This is a genomic window from Pseudomonas sp. KB-10, assembly GCF_018221585.1.
GTDB classification, from domain to species: Bacteria; Pseudomonadota; Gammaproteobacteria; order Pseudomonadales; family Pseudomonadaceae; genus Aquipseudomonas; species Aquipseudomonas yangonensis.
In genome coordinates this window covers 335,099-351,192 of sequence record NZ_QYYB01000003.1, presented here as the reverse complement: position 1 = coordinate 351,192, position 16,094 = coordinate 335,099, and the positions used below count along the sequence as shown (strand labels likewise).

The 16,094-nt window shown below is 62.5% G+C and carries 15 protein-coding genes and 5 tRNA genes; 4 read left to right on the top strand and 16 right to left on the bottom strand.

The features are described from left to right. Nucleotides 1-14: 14 nt before the first annotated feature. A complete protein-coding gene (locus DXK50_RS10195) occupies nucleotides 15-272 on the bottom strand; it encodes an OadG family protein (RefSeq protein ID WP_212630219.1) in 258 nt (85 codons plus the stop codon). Between the two features lie 191 nt (nucleotides 273-463). After that, nucleotides 464-1,360, bottom strand: a complete 897-nt coding sequence (locus DXK50_RS10190) for an AraC family transcriptional regulator (protein WP_212630436.1) — start codon at nucleotides 1,358-1,360, stop codon at nucleotides 464-466. Between the two features lie 175 nt (nucleotides 1,361-1,535). On the opposite strand from DXK50_RS10190, the gene DXK50_RS10185 reads away from it, so the two are divergent. The 3 genes from DXK50_RS10185 to DXK50_RS10175 are packed head-to-tail and all read left to right on the top strand — an operon-like array spanning nucleotide 1,536 to nucleotide 3,087. After that, nucleotides 1,536-2,258, top strand: coding sequence for an SDR family oxidoreductase (locus tag DXK50_RS10185; RefSeq protein WP_212630218.1), 723 nt, complete (start codon nucleotides 1,536-1,538; stop codon nucleotides 2,256-2,258). An 11-nt stretch (nucleotides 2,259-2,269) separates the two neighbouring features. Next, a complete protein-coding gene (locus DXK50_RS10180; protein WP_212630217.1) occupies nucleotides 2,270-2,596 on the top strand; it encodes an Atu4866 domain-containing protein in 327 nt (108 codons plus the stop codon). Nucleotides 2,597-2,625: 29 nt separating this feature from the next. Beyond that, nucleotides 2,626-3,087, top strand: a complete 462-nt coding sequence (locus DXK50_RS10175; protein ID WP_212630216.1) for a nuclear transport factor 2 family protein — start codon at nucleotides 2,626-2,628, stop codon at nucleotides 3,085-3,087. Nucleotide 3,088: 1 nt separating this feature from the next. On the opposite strand, the gene mgtE is transcribed toward DXK50_RS10175, so the two are convergent. Further along, nucleotides 3,089-4,531 (bottom strand): magnesium transporter, encoded by a 1,443-nt coding sequence (gene mgtE, locus DXK50_RS10170; RefSeq protein ID WP_161866397.1) that lies wholly within the window; start codon nucleotides 4,529-4,531, stop codon nucleotides 3,089-3,091. A 322-nt stretch (nucleotides 4,532-4,853) separates the two neighbouring features. Here mgtE and DXK50_RS10165 point away from each other — a divergent pair, with 322 nt between their 5' ends. After that, nucleotides 4,854-5,348, top strand: a complete 495-nt coding sequence (locus tag DXK50_RS10165; protein ID WP_212630215.1) for a DUF4124 domain-containing protein — start codon at nucleotides 4,854-4,856, stop codon at nucleotides 5,346-5,348. Between the two features lie 44 nt (nucleotides 5,349-5,392). Here the strand turns inward: DXK50_RS10165 and DXK50_RS10160 are convergent. The 13 genes from DXK50_RS10160 to astD all read right to left on the bottom strand — a co-directional run bounded on the left by DXK50_RS10160 (nucleotide 5,393) and on the right by astD (nucleotide 16,089). Next, nucleotides 5,393-5,469: transfer RNA gene (locus DXK50_RS10160), tRNA-Arg, on the bottom strand. Nucleotides 5,470-5,542: 73 nt separating this feature from the next. Continuing rightward, a tRNA-Arg gene (locus DXK50_RS10155) sits at nucleotides 5,543-5,619 on the bottom strand. A gap of 73 nt (nucleotides 5,620-5,692) precedes the next feature. Continuing rightward, a tRNA-Arg gene (locus tag DXK50_RS10150) sits at nucleotides 5,693-5,769 on the bottom strand. Nucleotides 5,770-5,844: 75 nt separating this feature from the next. Further along, a tRNA-Arg gene (locus DXK50_RS10145) sits at nucleotides 5,845-5,921 on the bottom strand. 73 nt (nucleotides 5,922-5,994) lie between these two features. After that, nucleotides 5,995-6,085 (bottom strand) — tRNA-Ser (locus tag DXK50_RS10140). A gap of 61 nt (nucleotides 6,086-6,146) precedes the next feature. Further along, entirely contained in the window at nucleotides 6,147-6,332 is a 186-nt protein-coding gene (gene csrA / locus DXK50_RS10135) for a carbon storage regulator CsrA (protein WP_003244478.1), read from the bottom strand. A 192-nt stretch (nucleotides 6,333-6,524) separates the two neighbouring features. Then, nucleotides 6,525-7,763 carry an aspartate kinase gene (locus DXK50_RS10130; protein ID WP_161866399.1) on the bottom strand — a complete coding sequence of 413 codons (1,239 nt, stop codon included), beginning with the start codon at nucleotides 7,761-7,763 and terminating at the stop codon, nucleotides 6,525-6,527. A gap of 101 nt (nucleotides 7,764-7,864) precedes the next feature. After that, nucleotides 7,865-10,489: an alanine--tRNA ligase gene (alaS, locus tag DXK50_RS10125; protein WP_212630214.1), complete on the bottom strand. Its 2,625-nt coding sequence runs from the start codon at nucleotides 10,487-10,489 to the stop codon at nucleotides 7,865-7,867. A 270-nt stretch (nucleotides 10,490-10,759) separates the two neighbouring features. Continuing rightward, the gene (ltaE, locus tag DXK50_RS10120; RefSeq protein ID WP_212630213.1) at nucleotides 10,760-11,764 is read right to left on the bottom strand and encodes a low-specificity L-threonine aldolase; all 1,005 of its coding nucleotides are present in this window, start codon (nucleotides 11,762-11,764) and stop codon (nucleotides 10,760-10,762) included. A 150-nt stretch (nucleotides 11,765-11,914) separates the two neighbouring features. Next, complete coding sequence (astE, locus tag DXK50_RS10115; RefSeq protein WP_212630212.1) at nucleotides 11,915-12,928, bottom strand: succinylglutamate desuccinylase; 1,014 nt, start codon at nucleotides 12,926-12,928, stop codon at nucleotides 11,915-11,917. A gap of 17 nt (nucleotides 12,929-12,945) precedes the next feature. Next, entirely contained in the window at nucleotides 12,946-13,224 is a 279-nt protein-coding gene (locus DXK50_RS10110) for a topoisomerase II (RefSeq protein WP_161866403.1), read from the bottom strand. 55 nt (nucleotides 13,225-13,279) lie between these two features. Beyond that, entirely contained in the window at nucleotides 13,280-14,626 is a 1,347-nt protein-coding gene (gene astB / locus DXK50_RS10105; RefSeq protein WP_212630211.1) for an N-succinylarginine dihydrolase, read from the bottom strand. Next, nucleotides 14,626-16,089, bottom strand: coding sequence for a succinylglutamate-semialdehyde dehydrogenase (gene astD, locus DXK50_RS10100; RefSeq protein WP_212630210.1), 1,464 nt, complete (start codon nucleotides 16,087-16,089; stop codon nucleotides 14,626-14,628). Before astD ends, astB begins: the two co-directional genes overlap by 1 nt. Nucleotides 16,090-16,094 lie beyond the last annotated feature (5 nt).

The window sequence follows — 16,094 nt, the reverse complement described above, 5'->3', positions numbered from 1 at the left end:
CCCTCTGAACCTGATCAACCGCGACGGGCGCGGTGCTGGGCAATAGCGGATTGGATGGCGGCCAGCGTTTCTGCATCCGGCTCGTGGCTGGCCGGCTTGGCGCTGTGCGCTGGGGAAGAAACGGCGGGGGTTGGCGCGGGTGGAGCGAAGGTCGCGATCAGACGCGACATCAGGCTGACCACACCCACCAACAACACCAGAAAGACAAACACGAAACCCATGCCGAACAGCATGAGTTCGACACCCTCGAGCAGGAGTTCACTGGGGGTCATCTTGGCTCCTTTGGCCAGCAGCTCGCGGGCTGCATTCATTATTGATCAGGAGCGCCCAGGGTCAGCGCCCGGGCAGAGCTGCCGAACCTTAGCCTGAAACAAGCGTTTGAAGCAAACACCGAACCGCCATTTATGTAGTGGCTTTTGCACCCCCACTACCAAACAGGGGGCAAGGTTCTGCGAGACGGCGCTCAGGAGGCCGAGCGCACACCGGTATCAACCGCGGGCGCCAGCGCCAGCAGCTGCTTGAAATGACGGGTCTCATCGCCCGGAGTGCGCCCGAACAGCCGCTTGAATTCCCGGCTGAACTGCGACGGGCTTTCGTAGCCGACGCGCTGCGCCGCGCTGATCGCGCTCATGTCGTTGCGAATCATCAGCAGACGCGCCTGGTGCAGGCGTATGGCCTTGAGGTACTGCAAAGGCGAGCGGCTGGTCATCGCCTTGAAGTGCACATGGAAAGCCGGCACGCTCATGCTGGCGATCTCGGCCAGCGAGGGCACGTCGAGCGACTCCTGATAATCGCGGTGGATACGTTGCAACACGCGCGCGATACGACCGAAATGACTGTTCTGCGCAAGAGTCGCACGCAGTCCACTACCCTGCTCCCCCTGCAGCACGCGAAAGACGATCTCGCGCATGATCGAGGGGCCGAGCAGACGCACTTCATCAGGGTCGGCCAGCGCTTCCAGCAGACGCAGCGTGGCGTCGCTCAGGCGTACATCCATCGGGCTGGAATAGAGCGTTGCCGGCTCGGCAGCCTGAGGCTCGTCCAGTTCCATCGCCAGCTCGGCCACCAGCAGCGGATCGACCCGCAGCGCTACGCCCAGCATGGGCTCTTCGGCACTGGCCTCGGTTTCGATGGAAAAAGGCAACGGCAGCGCCAGCACCAGATAATGCTGCGCATCGTAGACGTAGAGCGTGCCGTCGTGCAGCCCGCGTTTGCGCCCCTGAATCACGATGACGATGCTCGGCTCGTACAGCGCAGGCGTTACAGGCAGCGGCCGGTCGGAACGCATGAAGGTAACCCCGTCCAGTTGCGCCGCGGTGTAGCCTTCCTCGGGGGCGAGCCGCAGCATCAACTCGACCATACGCTGCTTCATGCTCTCGGGTGTCGTTGTCATGACTCGGGTATCGGCTCGGGCTGAACACTGGGGCATTTAAGAAGCATTCAATAGAAACAGGCAATATCCAAAGAGTAACCGGACTTAGCGACCATCCACCCTCCACCTAGCATGGAACCTCCCAACAACAGTGGAGATCGCCATGAGCAAGGTCATCCTCATCACTGGTGCCAGCAGCGGCATCGGCGAAGCCATCGCCCGCCACCTCGCCAGCCAGGGCCATCAGGTGGTACTCGGCGCCCGCCGCATCGAACGCCTGCAGGCACTGGTAGACGAACTGCAAGCGCAAGGTCAACGCGCCTCCTGCCGCACCCTCGACGTCAGCCAGCTATCCGATATGCAGGCCTTCGTCGAACGCGCCGAGGCACAGCACGGGCCGGTCGACGTCATCATCAACAACGCCGGTGTGATGCCGCTGTCACCGCTCAACGCCCTGAAGGTCGACGAGTGGAACCGCATGATCGACGTCAACATACGCGGTGTCCTGCACGGCATCGCCGCGGTGCTGCCGGGCATGGAGCAACGCGGGCGCGGCCAGGTGATCAACATTGCCTCCATCGGTGCCCATGCCGTATCACCGACCGCTGCGGTGTACTGCGCCACCAAGTACGCGGTCTGGGCCATTTCCGAGGGGCTGCGCCTGGAAAACGAGCGCATCCGCGTCACCACCATCTGCCCCGGCGTGGTCGAGTCCGAACTGGCCGACAGCATCACCGACGCCAGCGCCCGCGATGCGATGAAGGCCTTCCGCCGTATCGCCATCACACCGGACGCCATCGCCCGTGCGGTGGCCTATGCAGTCGAGCAGCCGGACGACGTCGATGTCAGCGAAGTCATCGTGCGCCCGACCGCCAGTCCTTATTGATGGAGGTGAATATGCCAGCGAAAAACAGCCTGGCGGTGCTGTTGATCAGCGGCGCCCTGCTACCCGGCGCGGCAAGCGCGGAAGCGGAAAGCTCACATCCCTACGCGGGCATGTGGGTAACGGACGATGGCCATGTCCGCCATGAGCTATTGGCCAACGGCCGTTATGACGAGGCACGTGGGAACCGCGAGAGCGCCTACCGGGGCAGCTACCGAGTCACCGGCAACCACATCGATTACGTCGACGACACCGGCTTTACCGCTGACGGTGAGTTCATCGATGACGTGCTCTACCACGGCGGCATGGTGCTGCGCCGCAAGAGCACTCCAACTGAGTAAGGCAACCCACCAGCCAAGGAAAGAAGCTTATGAACATGCAAAAAGCTGTCGCCGCGCTACTGCTCAGCGTATCGCTCTGCCTGCCGACCTGGGCAAGTGACAACACCGCGGCCAATCAGGCCCTGATTCAGAAAGCCTTCGATGATTGGCGCGCCGGCCAGGGCGGCATCTTCCAATTGCTAGCCGATGATGCCGTCTGGGTCGTGGCCGGCAGCAGCCCTTACTCCGGGACTTACCGCACGCGCGAGGCGTTCATGGAAGATGCAGTCAAACCCATCACCGACAAACTGGCCACGCCCATCGTGCCCACCGTCCGCCAGATCGTGGCGCAGGGGCCTCACGTGATCGTGCATTGGGATGGCCAGGCGACCGCCAAGGACGGCAGCCACTACGAGAACAGCTACTCCTGGCATATGCAGCTGGAGAATGGCCGAATCACGCGGGTCACGGCCTTTCTCGATACCTGGCGATTGGTGCAGTTGATGGAGTGATCTAAAGGAGGAAGATCGAAGCCAGCCCCAGGAAGATGAAGAAGCCACCGCTATCGGTCATTGCGGTGATCATCACGCTGGCCCCCATGGCCGGATCACGTCCCAGGCGTGCCAGGGTCATGGGGATCAGCACTCCCATCAGCGCCGCCAGCAACAGATTGAGGGTCATCGCCGCCGTCATCACCACGCCCAGCGACCAGCTGCCGTAGAGCGCATAGGCAATGGCACCGATCACCCCGCCCCAGAGAATGCCGTTGATCAGGGAAACCCCGAGCTCCTTGCGCAGCAGGCGCTTGGTATTACCGGTGCTGACCTGATCCAAGGCCATGGCGCGTACGATCATGGTGATCGTCTGGTTGCCGGAGTTACCACCGATCCCCGCAACGATGGGCATCAGCGCCGCCAACGCGACCAGTTTCTCGATCGAGTCTTCGAACAGGCCGATTACCCGCGAGGCGAGGAAGGCAGTCACCAGGTTGATCGCCAGCCAGGCCCAGCGGTTGCGTACCGACTTCCACACCGAGGCGAAGATATCTTCCTCCTCGCGCAGACCGGCCATGTTCAGCACTTCGCTTTCGCTTTCCTCACGGATCAGGTCGACCATCTCGTCGATGGTCAGACGGCCGATCAGCTTGCCGTTCTTGTCCACCACCGGCGCGGAGATAAGGTCGTAACGCTCGAACGCCTGGGCGGCATCGTAGCCGTCCTCATCGGGATGGAAGCTCACCGGATCGTCGGCCATGACTTCGCCGACCTGCTTCTCCGGATCATTGACCAGCAAGCGCTTGATTGGCAGCACGCCCTTGAGCACGCCGTCGTAATCGACCACGAACAGCTTGTCGGTATGCCCCGGCAGCTCCTTGAGACGGCGCAGATAACGCAGCACCACTTCCAGGCTGACGTCCTCACGGATGGTGACCATCTCGAAGTCCATCAGCGCACCGACCTGATCTTCCTCGTAGGACAGCGCCGAACGCACACGCTCACGCTGCTGGGCGTCGAGCGACTCCATCAGCTCGTGCACAACGTCACGCGGCAGCTCAGGTGCCAGGTCGGCGAGTTCGTCGGCGTCCAGGTCCTTGGCCGCAGCGAGAATCTCGTGATCGTCCATGTCGGCGATCAGGGTTTCCCGCACTGCGTCGGATACTTCGAGCAGGATGTCGCCATCGCGCTCGGCCTTGACCAGCTGCCAGACGGTCAAACGCTCATCGAGCGGCAGGGCTTCGAGAATGTGGGCGATATCCGCGGGGTGCAGGTCGTCGAGCTTGCGCTGTAGCTCGGCTAGGTTCTGCCGATGAACCAGGCTCTCGACCCGATCGTGGTGCTGGCCTTCCTGACGATGGGTCAGGTCTTCGACCAGTTTGTGCCGATGCAGCAGTTCAATCACCTGGGCCAGGCGATCCTGCAAGCTCTCTTGCGGCTTTTTGGCTTCTACTTCAGTCATAGCGCGCTCCACCCCCAGTTGGCGGGCACGCCAAAGGGGATCAATCAGGTCTTACACGATTGTTCGAGGGGAGTATTGAGTAACTACTGGGTAAGTCCATGGTGGTATTCCACAAGCCCCGGCGGGGCTGACACGGCGAATGATAACACCGCCAAACAGCTTTGTACGTGACAAAAGCGCGGCAAGAACAACTGCTTGCATCGCAAACTTCAATCCCGCATGAAAACCTGGCTATGCGACGCCAGCCGTCAACGCCAGGACACCCTGGCATGGGCGAAAAAACGGTCTAACCTGAAATCTGCAACGTCATGGAGGACGATTCATGCAAGGAAGACACCTGGCAGCGCTATTGGCCGCTGCGCTTCTCTCCCCTATTGAAGACAGCTCGGCCGCCAGCGTGTTCCGCTGCGTGGATGCTGACGGCCATGTCACCTTCACCCGGCACGGCTGCAGCACCGATCAGGAACAGCATCTGCAGGATGCACGCAACCATACGCCCAGCAGCGGCAAACCCATCCCATTGGCCGACCCCGGCAGGCGCCAGGCACATGCGAGCGCGAGCTCCGGCGAACTGGTGATTGTCGGTCAGCAGGATGATGGCTGCGGCAATCTACTGAGCAGTAGCGAGAGGCGCCAGGCGATCATCCGCAAGGAAATCCGCCGCGGCATGAGCCGCGCCGACGTGGAAAGCAGCCTGGGCAAGCCGGACAGAGTCACGGCCAGCAATGGCCAGGAGCGCTACCACTATCGTGAAAAGCGCAAAGGCGGCAACAGCCGCCAGGTCAGCTTCGACGAAGCCGGCTGCGTGAAGAAATGACGCACAAAGAAAAAGGGCCTGCATTGCTGCAGGCCCTTTGGGTATGGCGGACTCAGGAGGATTCGAACCTCCGACCGCTCGGTTCGTAGCCGAGTACTCTATCCAGCTGAGCTATGAGTCCACACGTTGGCGCTTTTAGACCAGATCACCACTGGTTGAAACATGACCTTGCATCGCTGCAGTGCCATTGAATATGGCGGACTCAGGAGGATTCGAACCTCCGACCGCTCGGTTCGTAGCCGAGTACTCTATCCAGCTGAGCTATGAGTCCACACGTTGGCGCTTTTAGACCAGATCACCACTGGTTGAAACATGACCTTGCATCGCTGCAGTGCCATTGAATATGGCGGACTCAGGAGGATTCGAACCTCCGACCGCTCGGTTCGTAGCCGAGTACTCTATCCAGCTGAGCTATGAGTCCACACGTTGGCGCTTTTAGACCAGATCACCGCTGGTTGAAGCAAAATGGCTTGCAGCGATGCAAGCCATTTGAATATGGCGGACTCAGGAGGATTCGAACCTCCGACCGCTCGGTTCGTAGCCGAGTACTCTATCCAGCTGAGCTATGAGTCCGCTTGTTGGTGCTTTTATACCAGATCACCTCTGGTGATTCGCCAGCCTGGCTTACGCCCGACTCGCTGAATAATGGCGGAGAAGGGGGGATTCGAACCCCCGACACCCTTTTGAGGTGTACTCCCTTAGCAGGGGAGCGCCTTCGGCCACTCGGCCACCTCTCCGCAACACGGGGCGCATGATAAACATGTTTTCCCCGTTTGCAAACAAAAATTTGTAGAAAAATTAGTGGCTTGGTTCGTCACCCTTCTCTTTCTGAATACGCTGGTAGATTTCCTCACGGTGTACGGCAACCTCTTTCGGCGCATTGACACCAATACGCACCTGGTTACCTTTCACGCCCAACACGGTGACAGTCACATCATCACCGACCATCAGGGTCTCTCCGACCCGGCGAGTCAGAATCAGCATTCCTTTCTCCTTCACGGATTACATTTTTTCAGGACAACAGTCTGCAAAAAGAAAATGGTGCCGGCTCCCTGCTACCACAAGCCTGAAAGCCTCCACCCAAGTATTGACCAGCCCGCGCAGAAAGAAAGTTCCCGCGAATCGGTCAAAAAAACGAAAGGCGCGGAACCAGCCGCGCCTTTCGGATCAGATCAATCACTCACCCTGTCGGGCCGGAGCGTCCAGCTCGAAGGCAGTATGCAGAGCACGCACCGCCAGTTCCAGATACTTCTCCTCGATCACTACGGACACCTTGATCTCGGAGGTGGAGATCATCTGGATATTGATGGTCTCCTTGGCCAGCGCTTCGAACATGCGGCTGGCAACACCAGCATGGGAACGCATACCGACACCAACGATCGAAACCTTGGCGATGTTGGTATCGCCCACCACTTCACGGGCGCCCAGCTCGTCGGCGGTCTTCTGCAACACGCCCAGCGCGTTGTTGTAATCGTTGCGGTGCACGGTAAAGGTGAAATCGGTGGTGTTATCGTGCGAGACGTTCTGCACGATCATGTCCACCTCGATGTTGGCGGCGCTGATCGGGCCGAGAATCTTGAAGGCGATGCCGGGGATATCCGGTACCCCACGGATGGTCAGCTTGGCTTCGTCGCGATTGAAAGCGATGCCGGAAATGATCGGCTGTTCCATGGATTCCTCTTCATCAAGGGTAATGAGGGTGCCCGGCCCCTCCTGGAAGCTGTGCAGGACGCGCAGCGGGACGTTGTACTTGCCGGCGAACTCCACCGAGCGAATCTGCAGCACCTTGGAACCGAGGCTGGCCATTTCCAGCATTTCTTCGAAGGTGATCTTCTCCAAGCGCTGCGCCTTGGGCACCACGCGCGGGTCGGTAGTGTAGACGCCATCGACGTCGGTGTAGATCTGGCACTCGTCGGCTTTCAGCGCCGCAGCCAGAGCCACGCCGGTGGTATCGGAACCGCCACGGCCGAGGGTGGTGATGCTGCCGTGTTCGTCCACGCCCTGGAAACCGGCGACGACGACAACACGACCGGCCTTGAGGTCGGCGCGAATCTTCTGGTCATCGATCTGCAGAATGCGCGCCTTGTTGTAGGCGCTGTCGGTGAGAATGCGCACCTGGTTGCCGGTGTAGGACACCGCTGGCACACCGCGCTTGATCAGTGCCATGGCCAATAGCGCGATGGTCACCTGCTCACCGGTGGACACCATTACATCCAGTTCACGCGGTACCGGCTCGCCGTCGGTGATCTGTTTGGCCAGATCGATCAGGCGGTTGGTTTCGCCACTCATGGCGGACACCACGACGACGATGTCGTCGCCTTTCTCGCGGAACTTCTTAACCTTCTCGGCCACCTGCTGGATACGCTCGACGGTGCCGACTGAGGTGCCCCCAAACTTCTGTACGATCAAAGCCATTTCAAAAAGCCGCCTGATTCCTCAAGGGCGCCCATTAAACCCGCATCGGGTCACACTGCCAAGGCCCGCCGGACGCACTGCGGGCCCCGCTTTCACGCTCTTTACGAAGCCTGCTCGACCAGGGTCGCGGCGAGGGCCAGGGCTTCATCCAGTTTGCCGGCATCGACGCCGCCGCCCTGGGCCATGTCGGGGCGACCGCCGCCCTTGCCGCCCACGGTCGCAGCGGCCTGACGCATCAGGTCACCGGCCTTGAGCTTGGCGGTCAGATCCTGGGTGACACCAGCGACCAGCACCACCTTGTCCTCGAACACGCCGCCGAGCAGAATCACCGCACTGCCCAGCTTGTTCTTCAACTGATCGACCAGCGCCAGCAGCGCCTTGCCGTCCAGGCCATCGATACGCGACGCCAGCACCTTGATGCCCTTGACGTCCACCGCCGAGCCGGCCAGGTCGTTGCCCGCAGCGCTGGCGGCCTTGGCCTTGAGCTGCTCCAGCTCCTTTTCCAGCTGGCGGTTACGCTCGATCAGCGCCGACAGTTTGTCGAGTACGTTGTCGCGGCTGCCTTTGACCAGGGAAGCGGCTTCCTTGAGCTGCTCTTCTGCGCCATTGAGGTACGCCAGCGCGGCTGCACCGGTGACCGCCTCGATACGACGCACGCCGGCCGCCACACCACCTTCGCTGACGATCTTGAACAGACCGATGTCGCCCGTGCGGGCCACGTGTGTACCGCCGCACAGCTCGACGGAGAAGTCACCGCCCATGCTCAGGACGCGCACCTGATCGCCGTACTTCTCGCCGAACAGCGCGGTCGCGCCCTTGGCCTTGGCGGTCTCGATGTCGGTGATTTCAGTCTCTACCGGCGTGTTCTCGCGCACCACGCGATTGACGATGTCCTCGAGCTGCTTGAGTTGCTCGGGTTTGATCGCCTCGAAGTGGCTGAAGTCGAAACGCAGGCGCTGACTGTTGACCAGCGAGCCCTTCTGCTGCACATGGTCGCCAAGCACCATACGCAGGGCTTCGTGCAGCAGGTGGGTCGCCGAGTGGTTCAGCGCAGTGGCCTGGCGCACCTCGGCCTCAACCTCGGCCTTGACGCTGGTACCGACGGAGAGGCCGCCCTTGGTGACCACGCCGTGGTGCAGGAAGGCGCCGCCAGCCTTGGTGGTGTCTCGCACGTCGAAACGCACGCCTGCACCTTCCAGATAGCCGCAGTCGCCGATCTGGCCACCGGACTCGGCGTAGAACGGGGTCTGATCCAGCACCACCACGCCCTCTTCGCCTTCAGCGAGGCTGTCGACCGCGGCACCGGCCTTGAACAGGGCGATGATCTTGCCGCTGCCGCTGGTGCCCTCGTAGCCGAGGAAGCGGGTGTCGGCGTCGACCTTGACCAGGGCGTTGTAATCCATGCCGAAGGCGCTGGCGGAACGGGCGCGCTCACGCTGCGCCTCCATCTCACGCTCGAAGCCTTCTTCGTCTACCGACAGTTCGCGCTCGCGGGCGATATCGGCGGTCAGGTCGACCGGGAAGCCGTAGGTGTCGTACAGCTTGAACACCACATCGCCAGGAATGACCGAGCCCTGCAGGCTGGCCAGATCCTGCTCGAGAATCTTCAGGCCCTGCTCCAGGGTCTTGGCGAACTGCTCTTCCTCGGTCTTCAGCACGCGCTCGATGTGCGCCTGCTGCTGTTTGAGTTCGGGGAAGGCTTCACCCATCTCGGCCACCAGGGCGGCGACGATCTGGTAGAAGAAGCTGCCCTTGGCGCCCAGCTTGTTGCCGTGACGGCAGGCGCGACGCACGATGCGGCGCAGCACGTAGCCGCGACCTTCGTTGGACGGGGTCACGCCGTCGGCGATCAGGAAGCTGCAGGAGCGGATGTGGTCCGCCACCACTTTCAGCGAAGCCTGGCCCTCGTTGGCGCAGCCGATGGCCCTGGCCGAGGCGGACAGCAGATTCTGGAACAGGTCGATCTCGTAGTTCGAGTTGACGTGCTGCAACACCGCGCTGATGCGCTCCAGGCCCATGCCGGTGTCCACACTCGGCGCCGGCAGCGGGTGCAGCACGCCGTCCGCGGTGCGGTTGAACTGCATGAAGACGTTGTTCCAGATCTCGATGTAGCGGTCGCCATCTTCCTCCGGGCTGCCGGGTGGGCCGCCCCAGATGTGCTCGCCGTGATCGAAGAAGATCTCGGTGCAGGGGCCGCACGGGCCGGTATCGCCCATCGCCCAGAAGTTGTCGGACGCATAGGGCGCGCCCTTGTTGTCACCGATGCGGATCATGCGCTCGGTGGGGATGCCGACTTCCTTGGTCCAGATATCAAAGGCCTCGTCATCGGTGGCGTAGACGGTGACCCAGAGCTTTTCCTTGGGCAGGTTCAGCCACTTGTCGGAGGTCAGAAATTCCCAGGCGTAATGAATGGCATCGCGTTTGAAGTAGTCGCCGAAGCTGAAGTTGCCCAGCATTTCGAAGAAGGTGTGGTGACGCGCGGTGTAGCCAACGTTTTCCAGGTCGTTGTGCTTGCCGCCGGCACGCACGCACTTCTGGCTGGTGGTGGCGCGGGTGTAGGCGCGCTTTTCCAGGCCCAGGAAGCAGTCCTTGAACTGGTTCATGCCCGCGTTGGTGAACAGCAGGGTCGGGTCGTTCGCCGGGATCAGCGAGCTGGAAGCGACACGGGTGTGCCCTTTTTCTTCGAAGAAGCTCAGGAAGGCTTCACGGATTTCTGCGCTTTTCATAGGGATATCCACGGAATCAGGCGGCCACGGCAAAAGCCGGCGAGGCAGACAAAGTGAAAACGTAGCGAGCGAAGGTCAGGCAAGGCAAAAACCGGCGAAGAAGCGCAGTTTACGGGCTGTAAATGAGCATTCTGAGCCGGTTTTTAACGCAGCATGACCGAGAGCAGTAGTTTTCACGCAGTCTGCAAAGGGCCGCATTATATCGGGCCTACCGCGCGCGGCTAGTGCCTTTGTTGATAGCAGGCGCCTATCGGGCGCTGCGGTTGCGACTCAAAGCGAGCGAAAAACGGCAAAGGCTTCGATCACCTGCTCGATTTGCTCGGCGCTGACGTCCAGATGAGTGACCAGACGCAGGCGCGGCGCCGCGCTGACGGCGATGCCGCGTTCGGCCATGAAAGCCGTGATCTGTCCGGCGCGCTCGCCGAGCTGCACATAAACCATGTTGGTCTGCACCGGTTCGACGCTGTAGCCCAGTGCGGCCAGGCCCTCGCCCAGACGTGCGGCGTTGGCGTGATCCTCGGCCAGGCGCTCGACCTGATGTTGCAGGGCATAAAGCCCCGCTGCCGCCAATACGCCGGCCTGGCGCATACCGCCGCCGACCATCTTGCGCAGACGCCGCGCCTTGCCGATCAGCGCCGCGCTGCCGCACAGCACCGAACCGACCGGCGCGCCGAGCCCCTTGGACAGGCACACCGAGACGGAATCGAAATGCCGGGTGATCTCCCGTGCCGGTACGCCCAGTTTGACAGCGGCGTTGTACAGCCGCGCGCCGTCCAGGTGCAGGCCCAGACCTCGGCGCTGCGTCAGCTCGCGGGCGGCAGCCAGGTAGTCGAGCGGCAGCACCTTGCCCTGCATGGTGTTTTCCAGCGCCAGCAGGCGGGTGCGGGCGAAGTGGAAGTCGTCCTGCTTGATCGCCGCTTCGACCTTGGCCAGGTCCAGCGAGCCATCGGCCTCGCCGTCGATCGGCTGCGGCTGGATGGAGCCGAGCACCGCGGCTCCGCCGCCTTCGTATTTATAGGTATGCGCCTGCTGGCCGACGATGTATTCGTCACCGCGTTCGCAATGCGCCATCAGGCCCAGCAGGTTGCTCATGGTGCCGGTGGGCACGAACAGCGCAGCCTCGAAGCCTAGCTCCGTCGCCAACCAGGCTTCCAGGCGGTTCACCGTCGGGTCTTCACCGTACACATCGTCGCCCAGCCCGGCTGTCATCATGGCTTCGCGCATGGCGGCGGTGGGTTGGGTGACGGTGTCGCTACGCAGGTCGATCAGGGGCATGGCTGGCTTTCCGATTGATTGGCGAAAGGCCCATGCTAAAGAGGTCGCCCGAAGGGCGACAGATACAGTTGAGGGCAAAAACCGTGGGAGGCGCTTTAGCGGTGATCAAGAGGCCGCAGCGTCGCGGCTAAAGCCCCTCCCACAGCAGCATTACACCAAGCCGGTGCCGTCGTCGGGGACGATCAGGATGCCGGCACGCAGGCCGTTCTTGACCTTGGGATTGGGGAAGATGATGCGCGCGTCCTGCTCCTCCACTATCCAGCGGGTATCGGCGATATCCTCGGCGAGCAGGTAGCCAGGCTCCAGCTCGGTGAAGTTCTCGATATCCGTCGGCAGGTGCAGCTGGAAGCTGTCGCTGTGCTTGATGACTTCACGCGAAACCGAAAACAGCTGCATGCCATCGAGCGTGGGCTCGCCGCTGATCACCTCGCGCCCTTCGATCAGCGCATGCAGCGCGCTCTCCAGCAGATCGAGATTGACCAGTTCGTTCTGCCCGAAGGCACGGGCCTTGCCCAGCTCCAGGGTGAAGGCTTCGGCACCAAGCTGCGCGTAGGTGTAGGCGCTGAAGGTGGTCGAGGCCTTGTTCTGCAGCAGCACCGCCTCGATACCGGCGGCGCGCAGACGCTCCAGCTCGCGGCGGGAATGCGCGCGTCCCTCCTGCCAGGGATAGAGGGCGAACTGCTCGATCTTCGAGGCTCGAATGGCAGTATGCAGATCGTAATGCAGGCGCGTGCGGCCGGTATCCTTGCCGAAGAAATTGACGGCCAGGTGCTCGAGGTCGCATGCCCTGATGGCCTCGAAGCCACTGGACTGCTCGTGACGGCCACTAAACAGGCGGTTGAGATCCTGCTCGACATAGCGCTCGCCACGGCGCATGGCCTCGGGATTGCCGAACAGAAAGAGAATGCGTACCGCCGGATGCAGCTCGTTGCGTGCAATGCGACGCAGCAGACGGTCGAGCAGTTCGATGGGGGCGGTTTCATTGCCGTGAATGCCGGCCGACAGCAGCAGGTCGAGACCCTTGTCGCGCGCTGCAGGCGGGGTCACCTCCAGCGCACCTTCATCCAGCCAGCGCAGACGCGTGCCATCGGGCGTCAGTTGAATCTTCGCCGACGGCTCATGGCCGGCCAGGGTCAGTTCAAGCAATTTGCCGAGGGCAAGCATCGCACACTCCTCAGGGCTTAGTGATTGCAGTCCGGACCATGAACATGATCGTCCTCATCAGCCAGCGCCGGCTCCATCTCGAGCTGCAGGCTGACCAGGTTGGTGGCCTGCGGACGCAGCAGCAGGTTGGCGTACTCGGTATCGCCCTCCTCCACATCGACACCGATCAGCAACTGATCGCCAACGGCCTGGACCCACAGCTCCTTGCCCTGCCACACCACGGCGAAGCGGCTGCAGGAGGTTTCCAGTTGGGTGCCGTCGTTATCTTCAAGAATCAGTTGCAGCGCGTCGCTCATAAAATCTCCGGGAGAGTTCTGAGGTGGATGTAACAAGCGACATCCACCCTGTGGGTCAGTTCAGTTGGAAAGGATAGACCGAGCCCAGTTTAAGGATCTGCGTCAGTTCATCCAATGCCGTGCGGCATTCGGTCAGCAATTGCGGGTCGGCCAGATCGGCTTCGCTCAGGCGGTCGCGATAGTGCTTGTCGACCCAGGCCACCAGGGTGTCGTGCAAGGCATCGCTCATCACCACGCCCGGATTGACCGCCGCCAGCTCCTGCTCGTTGAGCGCCACACGCAGGCGCAGGCAGGCCGGACCACCACCGTTCTGCATGCTCTGTTTGAGGTCGAATACGCGCACCTCGCGAATTGGCCCGCCGCTGGTGGTCAGCTGCTGCAGATAGCGCCAGACACTGGTATTGTTGCGGCACTCTTCCGGCACGATCAGCAGCATGCCGCCATCGGCTCGACTCAGCAGCTGGCTGTTGAACAGATAGGAACGCACTGCATCCTGCACGCTGACGGCAGAGCCCGGCACGCACACCGCCTGGAAGTTGCCGCCACGCCGCGCCAGCTTGTCGCCCAGCTCCGCCAGGACCTTGTCGGTATCGAGGAAGGCGTTCTGGTGATAGAACAGCACCTCGCCGTTGCCCACGGCGATCACGTCGTTGTGGAACACGCCCTGATCGATCACCGCCGGATTCTGCTGGGCATAGACCACGCCGGCCTCGCTCAGCCCATGCAGGCGCGCCACGGCCTGGCTGGCCTCCAGAGTCTGCCGCGCCGGGTAACGTGCCGGCGCCGGGTAACGGGTATCGAAGGCGCTGCGTCCATAGACGAAGAACTCGACCCCGGCATCGCCATAGCCCTTGCAGAAGCGCGTGTGATTGGCCGCACCCTCGTCACCGAACTGAGCCACTGCAGGCAGCGCCGGGTGATGAGCGAAGTGCGCCTGATTGGCGAACATCGCCTGCAACACGCGGCTGGTGGTCGGGTGCTCGATGCTGCGGTGGAACTTGCAGTTGAGATTGGCGGCGGTGAAGTGCACGCGCCCGTCCGCCGTATCGGCGCTGGGACTGACAGTGCAGGAATTGGCCGTCCACATGCTCGATGCCGAGCAGCTTGCCACCAGCAGCGGCATGGCCTCGCGCGCTGCGCGCCGGATTACCTCGACATCGCTGCCGGTGAAGCCCAGGCAGCGCAGCGCAGCGACATCCGGGCGCTCTTGCGGGGCCAGTACGCCCTGCTTGAAGCCCATGTCCATCAGCGCCTTCATTTTCGCCAGGCCCTGCTTCGCCGCTTCCCGGGGGCTCGACACGGCCTGGCTGTTGCTCTGCGAGGCGACGTTGCCGTAAGACAGTCCGCCGTAGTTGTGAGTCGGCCCGACCAGACCGTCAAAGTTCATCTCATAGGCGGCCATCACAGGGTCACTCCCGGGGTCAGAGTCGCGGGCAGGGCCAGGCTTTCGCTCTCCAGCCCCGCCACCGGGTAGGCGCAATAGTCGGCGGCGTAGTAGGCACTGGCGCGGTGGTTGCCCGAGGCGCCGATACCGCCGAAGGGTGCAGTGCTGGCGGCCCCGGTGAGCTGCTTGTTCCAGTTGACGATGCCGGCGCGGCTATGCAGCCAGAATTGCTCGAAGCGCGCGCGCGAGTCGGACAGCAGCCCCGCAGCCAGGCCGTAAGCAGTAGCATTGGCTTCGGCAATGGCCGATTCGAAGCTGTCGTAGCGGATTACCTGTAGCAGGGGGCCGAAGAACTCCTCGTCGGGACGCTCGGCAAGCGATGTGACATCGAGGATGCCGGGCGTCAACAGCGCAGCGCCCGCCTCAGGCTGGGTCATTGCCAGCAGCGCCGTGGCGCCGCCAGCCAGCAGGTTGTGCTGCGCCTGCATCAGCTGAGCGGCGGCCTGCAGGGAAATCACCGCGCCCATGAAAGGCGCCGGCTGCGCATCGAAGCGACCGACCCTGATCTGCCCGGCAACCTGCACCAGGCGCGCCAGCAGGGTGTCGCCCCACTCCCCCTGCGGCACCAGCAGGCGACGGGCACAGGTGCAGCGCTGGCCGGCAGAGATGAATGCGGACTGGACGATGGTGTAGACCGCCGCATCGACATCGGCCACCTGATCGACGATCAGCGGGTTGTTACCGCCCATCTCCAGCGCCAGTATCTTGTCCGGGTGCCCGGCGAACTGGGCGTGCAGCAGATTGCCGGTGCGACTGGAGCCGGTGAAGAACAATCCGTCGATACCGGGGTGACCAGCCAGCGCCACGCCGGTTTCGCGCCCCCCCTGCAGCAGGCTGAGCACGCCCTCGGGCAGCCCGGCCTCGATCCAGCATTGCACGGTCAGCTCGGCCACCCTGGGCGTCAGCTCGCTAGACTTGAACAGCACGCAGTTGCCGGCCAGCAATGCCGGTACGATGTGGCCGTTGGGCAGGTGCCCAGGGAAGTTATAGGGGCCGAATACCGCCACCACGCCATGTGGTTTATGCCGCAGCACAGCGGTGGCGTCGCCCAGCGGGCCGCTCTTCTCGCCGGTACGCTCGCGATAGCTCTGGATGGAAATGGCGACCTTGCCCACCATGCTGTTCACTTCGGTGGCAGCTTCCCACAGCGGCTTGCCGGTCTCTTCACCGATCGCCCGCGCCACTTCGTCGGCACGCGTTTTCAGGCAGGCGGCGAAGCGTTCCAGCACGGCGATGCGGCCATCAAGCGAATGCGCCGCCCACAACGAGAAAGCGCCACGCGCAGCGGCAACGGCTGCATCGACCTGCGCTGCGGTGGCGCCCTGGCCCTGCCAGAGCACGGCCTGGCTGACCGGGTCGAGCGATTGCAGCGGCTCGCCCTGACCGGGCTGCCACTGACCTGCGATGTAATGAGTGTTCATCTTGT

Coding starts and splice junctions, on each gene's coding strand:
- csrA (WP_003244478.1), bottom strand. CDS start 6,332: ATGCTGATTCTGACTCGCCGGGTCGGAGAGACCCTGATGGTCGGTGAT.
- DXK50_RS10110 (WP_161866403.1), bottom strand. CDS start 13,224: ATGAGCGACGCGCTGCAACTGATTCTTGAAGATAACGACGGCACCCAA.
- DXK50_RS10185 (WP_212630218.1), top strand. CDS start 1,536: ATGAGCAAGGTCATCCTCATCACTGGTGCCAGCAGCGGCATCGGCGAA.
- mgtE (WP_161866397.1), bottom strand. CDS start 4,531: ATGACTGAAGTAGAAGCCAAAAAGCCGCAAGAGAGCTTGCAGGATCGC.
- astD (WP_212630210.1), bottom strand. CDS start 16,089: ATGAACACTCATTACATCGCAGGTCAGTGGCAGCCCGGTCAGGGCGAG.
- alaS (WP_212630214.1), bottom strand. CDS start 10,489: ATGAAAAGCGCAGAAATCCGTGAAGCCTTCCTGAGCTTCTTCGAAGAA.
- DXK50_RS10195 (WP_212630219.1), bottom strand. CDS start 272: ATGACCCCCAGTGAACTCCTGCTCGAGGGTGTCGAACTCATGCTGTTC.
- ltaE (WP_212630213.1), bottom strand. CDS start 11,764: ATGCCCCTGATCGACCTGCGTAGCGACACCGTCACCCAACCCACCGCC.
- DXK50_RS10180 (WP_212630217.1), top strand. CDS start 2,270: ATGCCAGCGAAAAACAGCCTGGCGGTGCTGTTGATCAGCGGCGCCCTG.
- DXK50_RS10175 (WP_212630216.1), top strand. CDS start 2,626: ATGAACATGCAAAAAGCTGTCGCCGCGCTACTGCTCAGCGTATCGCTC.
- DXK50_RS10130 (WP_161866399.1), bottom strand. CDS start 7,763: ATGGCTTTGATCGTACAGAAGTTTGGGGGCACCTCAGTCGGCACCGTC.
- DXK50_RS10190 (WP_212630436.1), bottom strand. CDS start 1,360: ATGGTCGAGTTGATGCTGCGGCTCGCCCCCGAGGAAGGCTACACCGCG.
- DXK50_RS10165 (WP_212630215.1), top strand. CDS start 4,854: ATGCAAGGAAGACACCTGGCAGCGCTATTGGCCGCTGCGCTTCTCTCC.
- astE (WP_212630212.1), bottom strand. CDS start 12,928: ATGCTTGCCCTCGGCAAATTGCTTGAACTGACCCTGGCCGGCCATGAG.
- astB (WP_212630211.1), bottom strand. CDS start 14,626: ATGGCCGCCTATGAGATGAACTTTGACGGTCTGGTCGGGCCGACTCAC.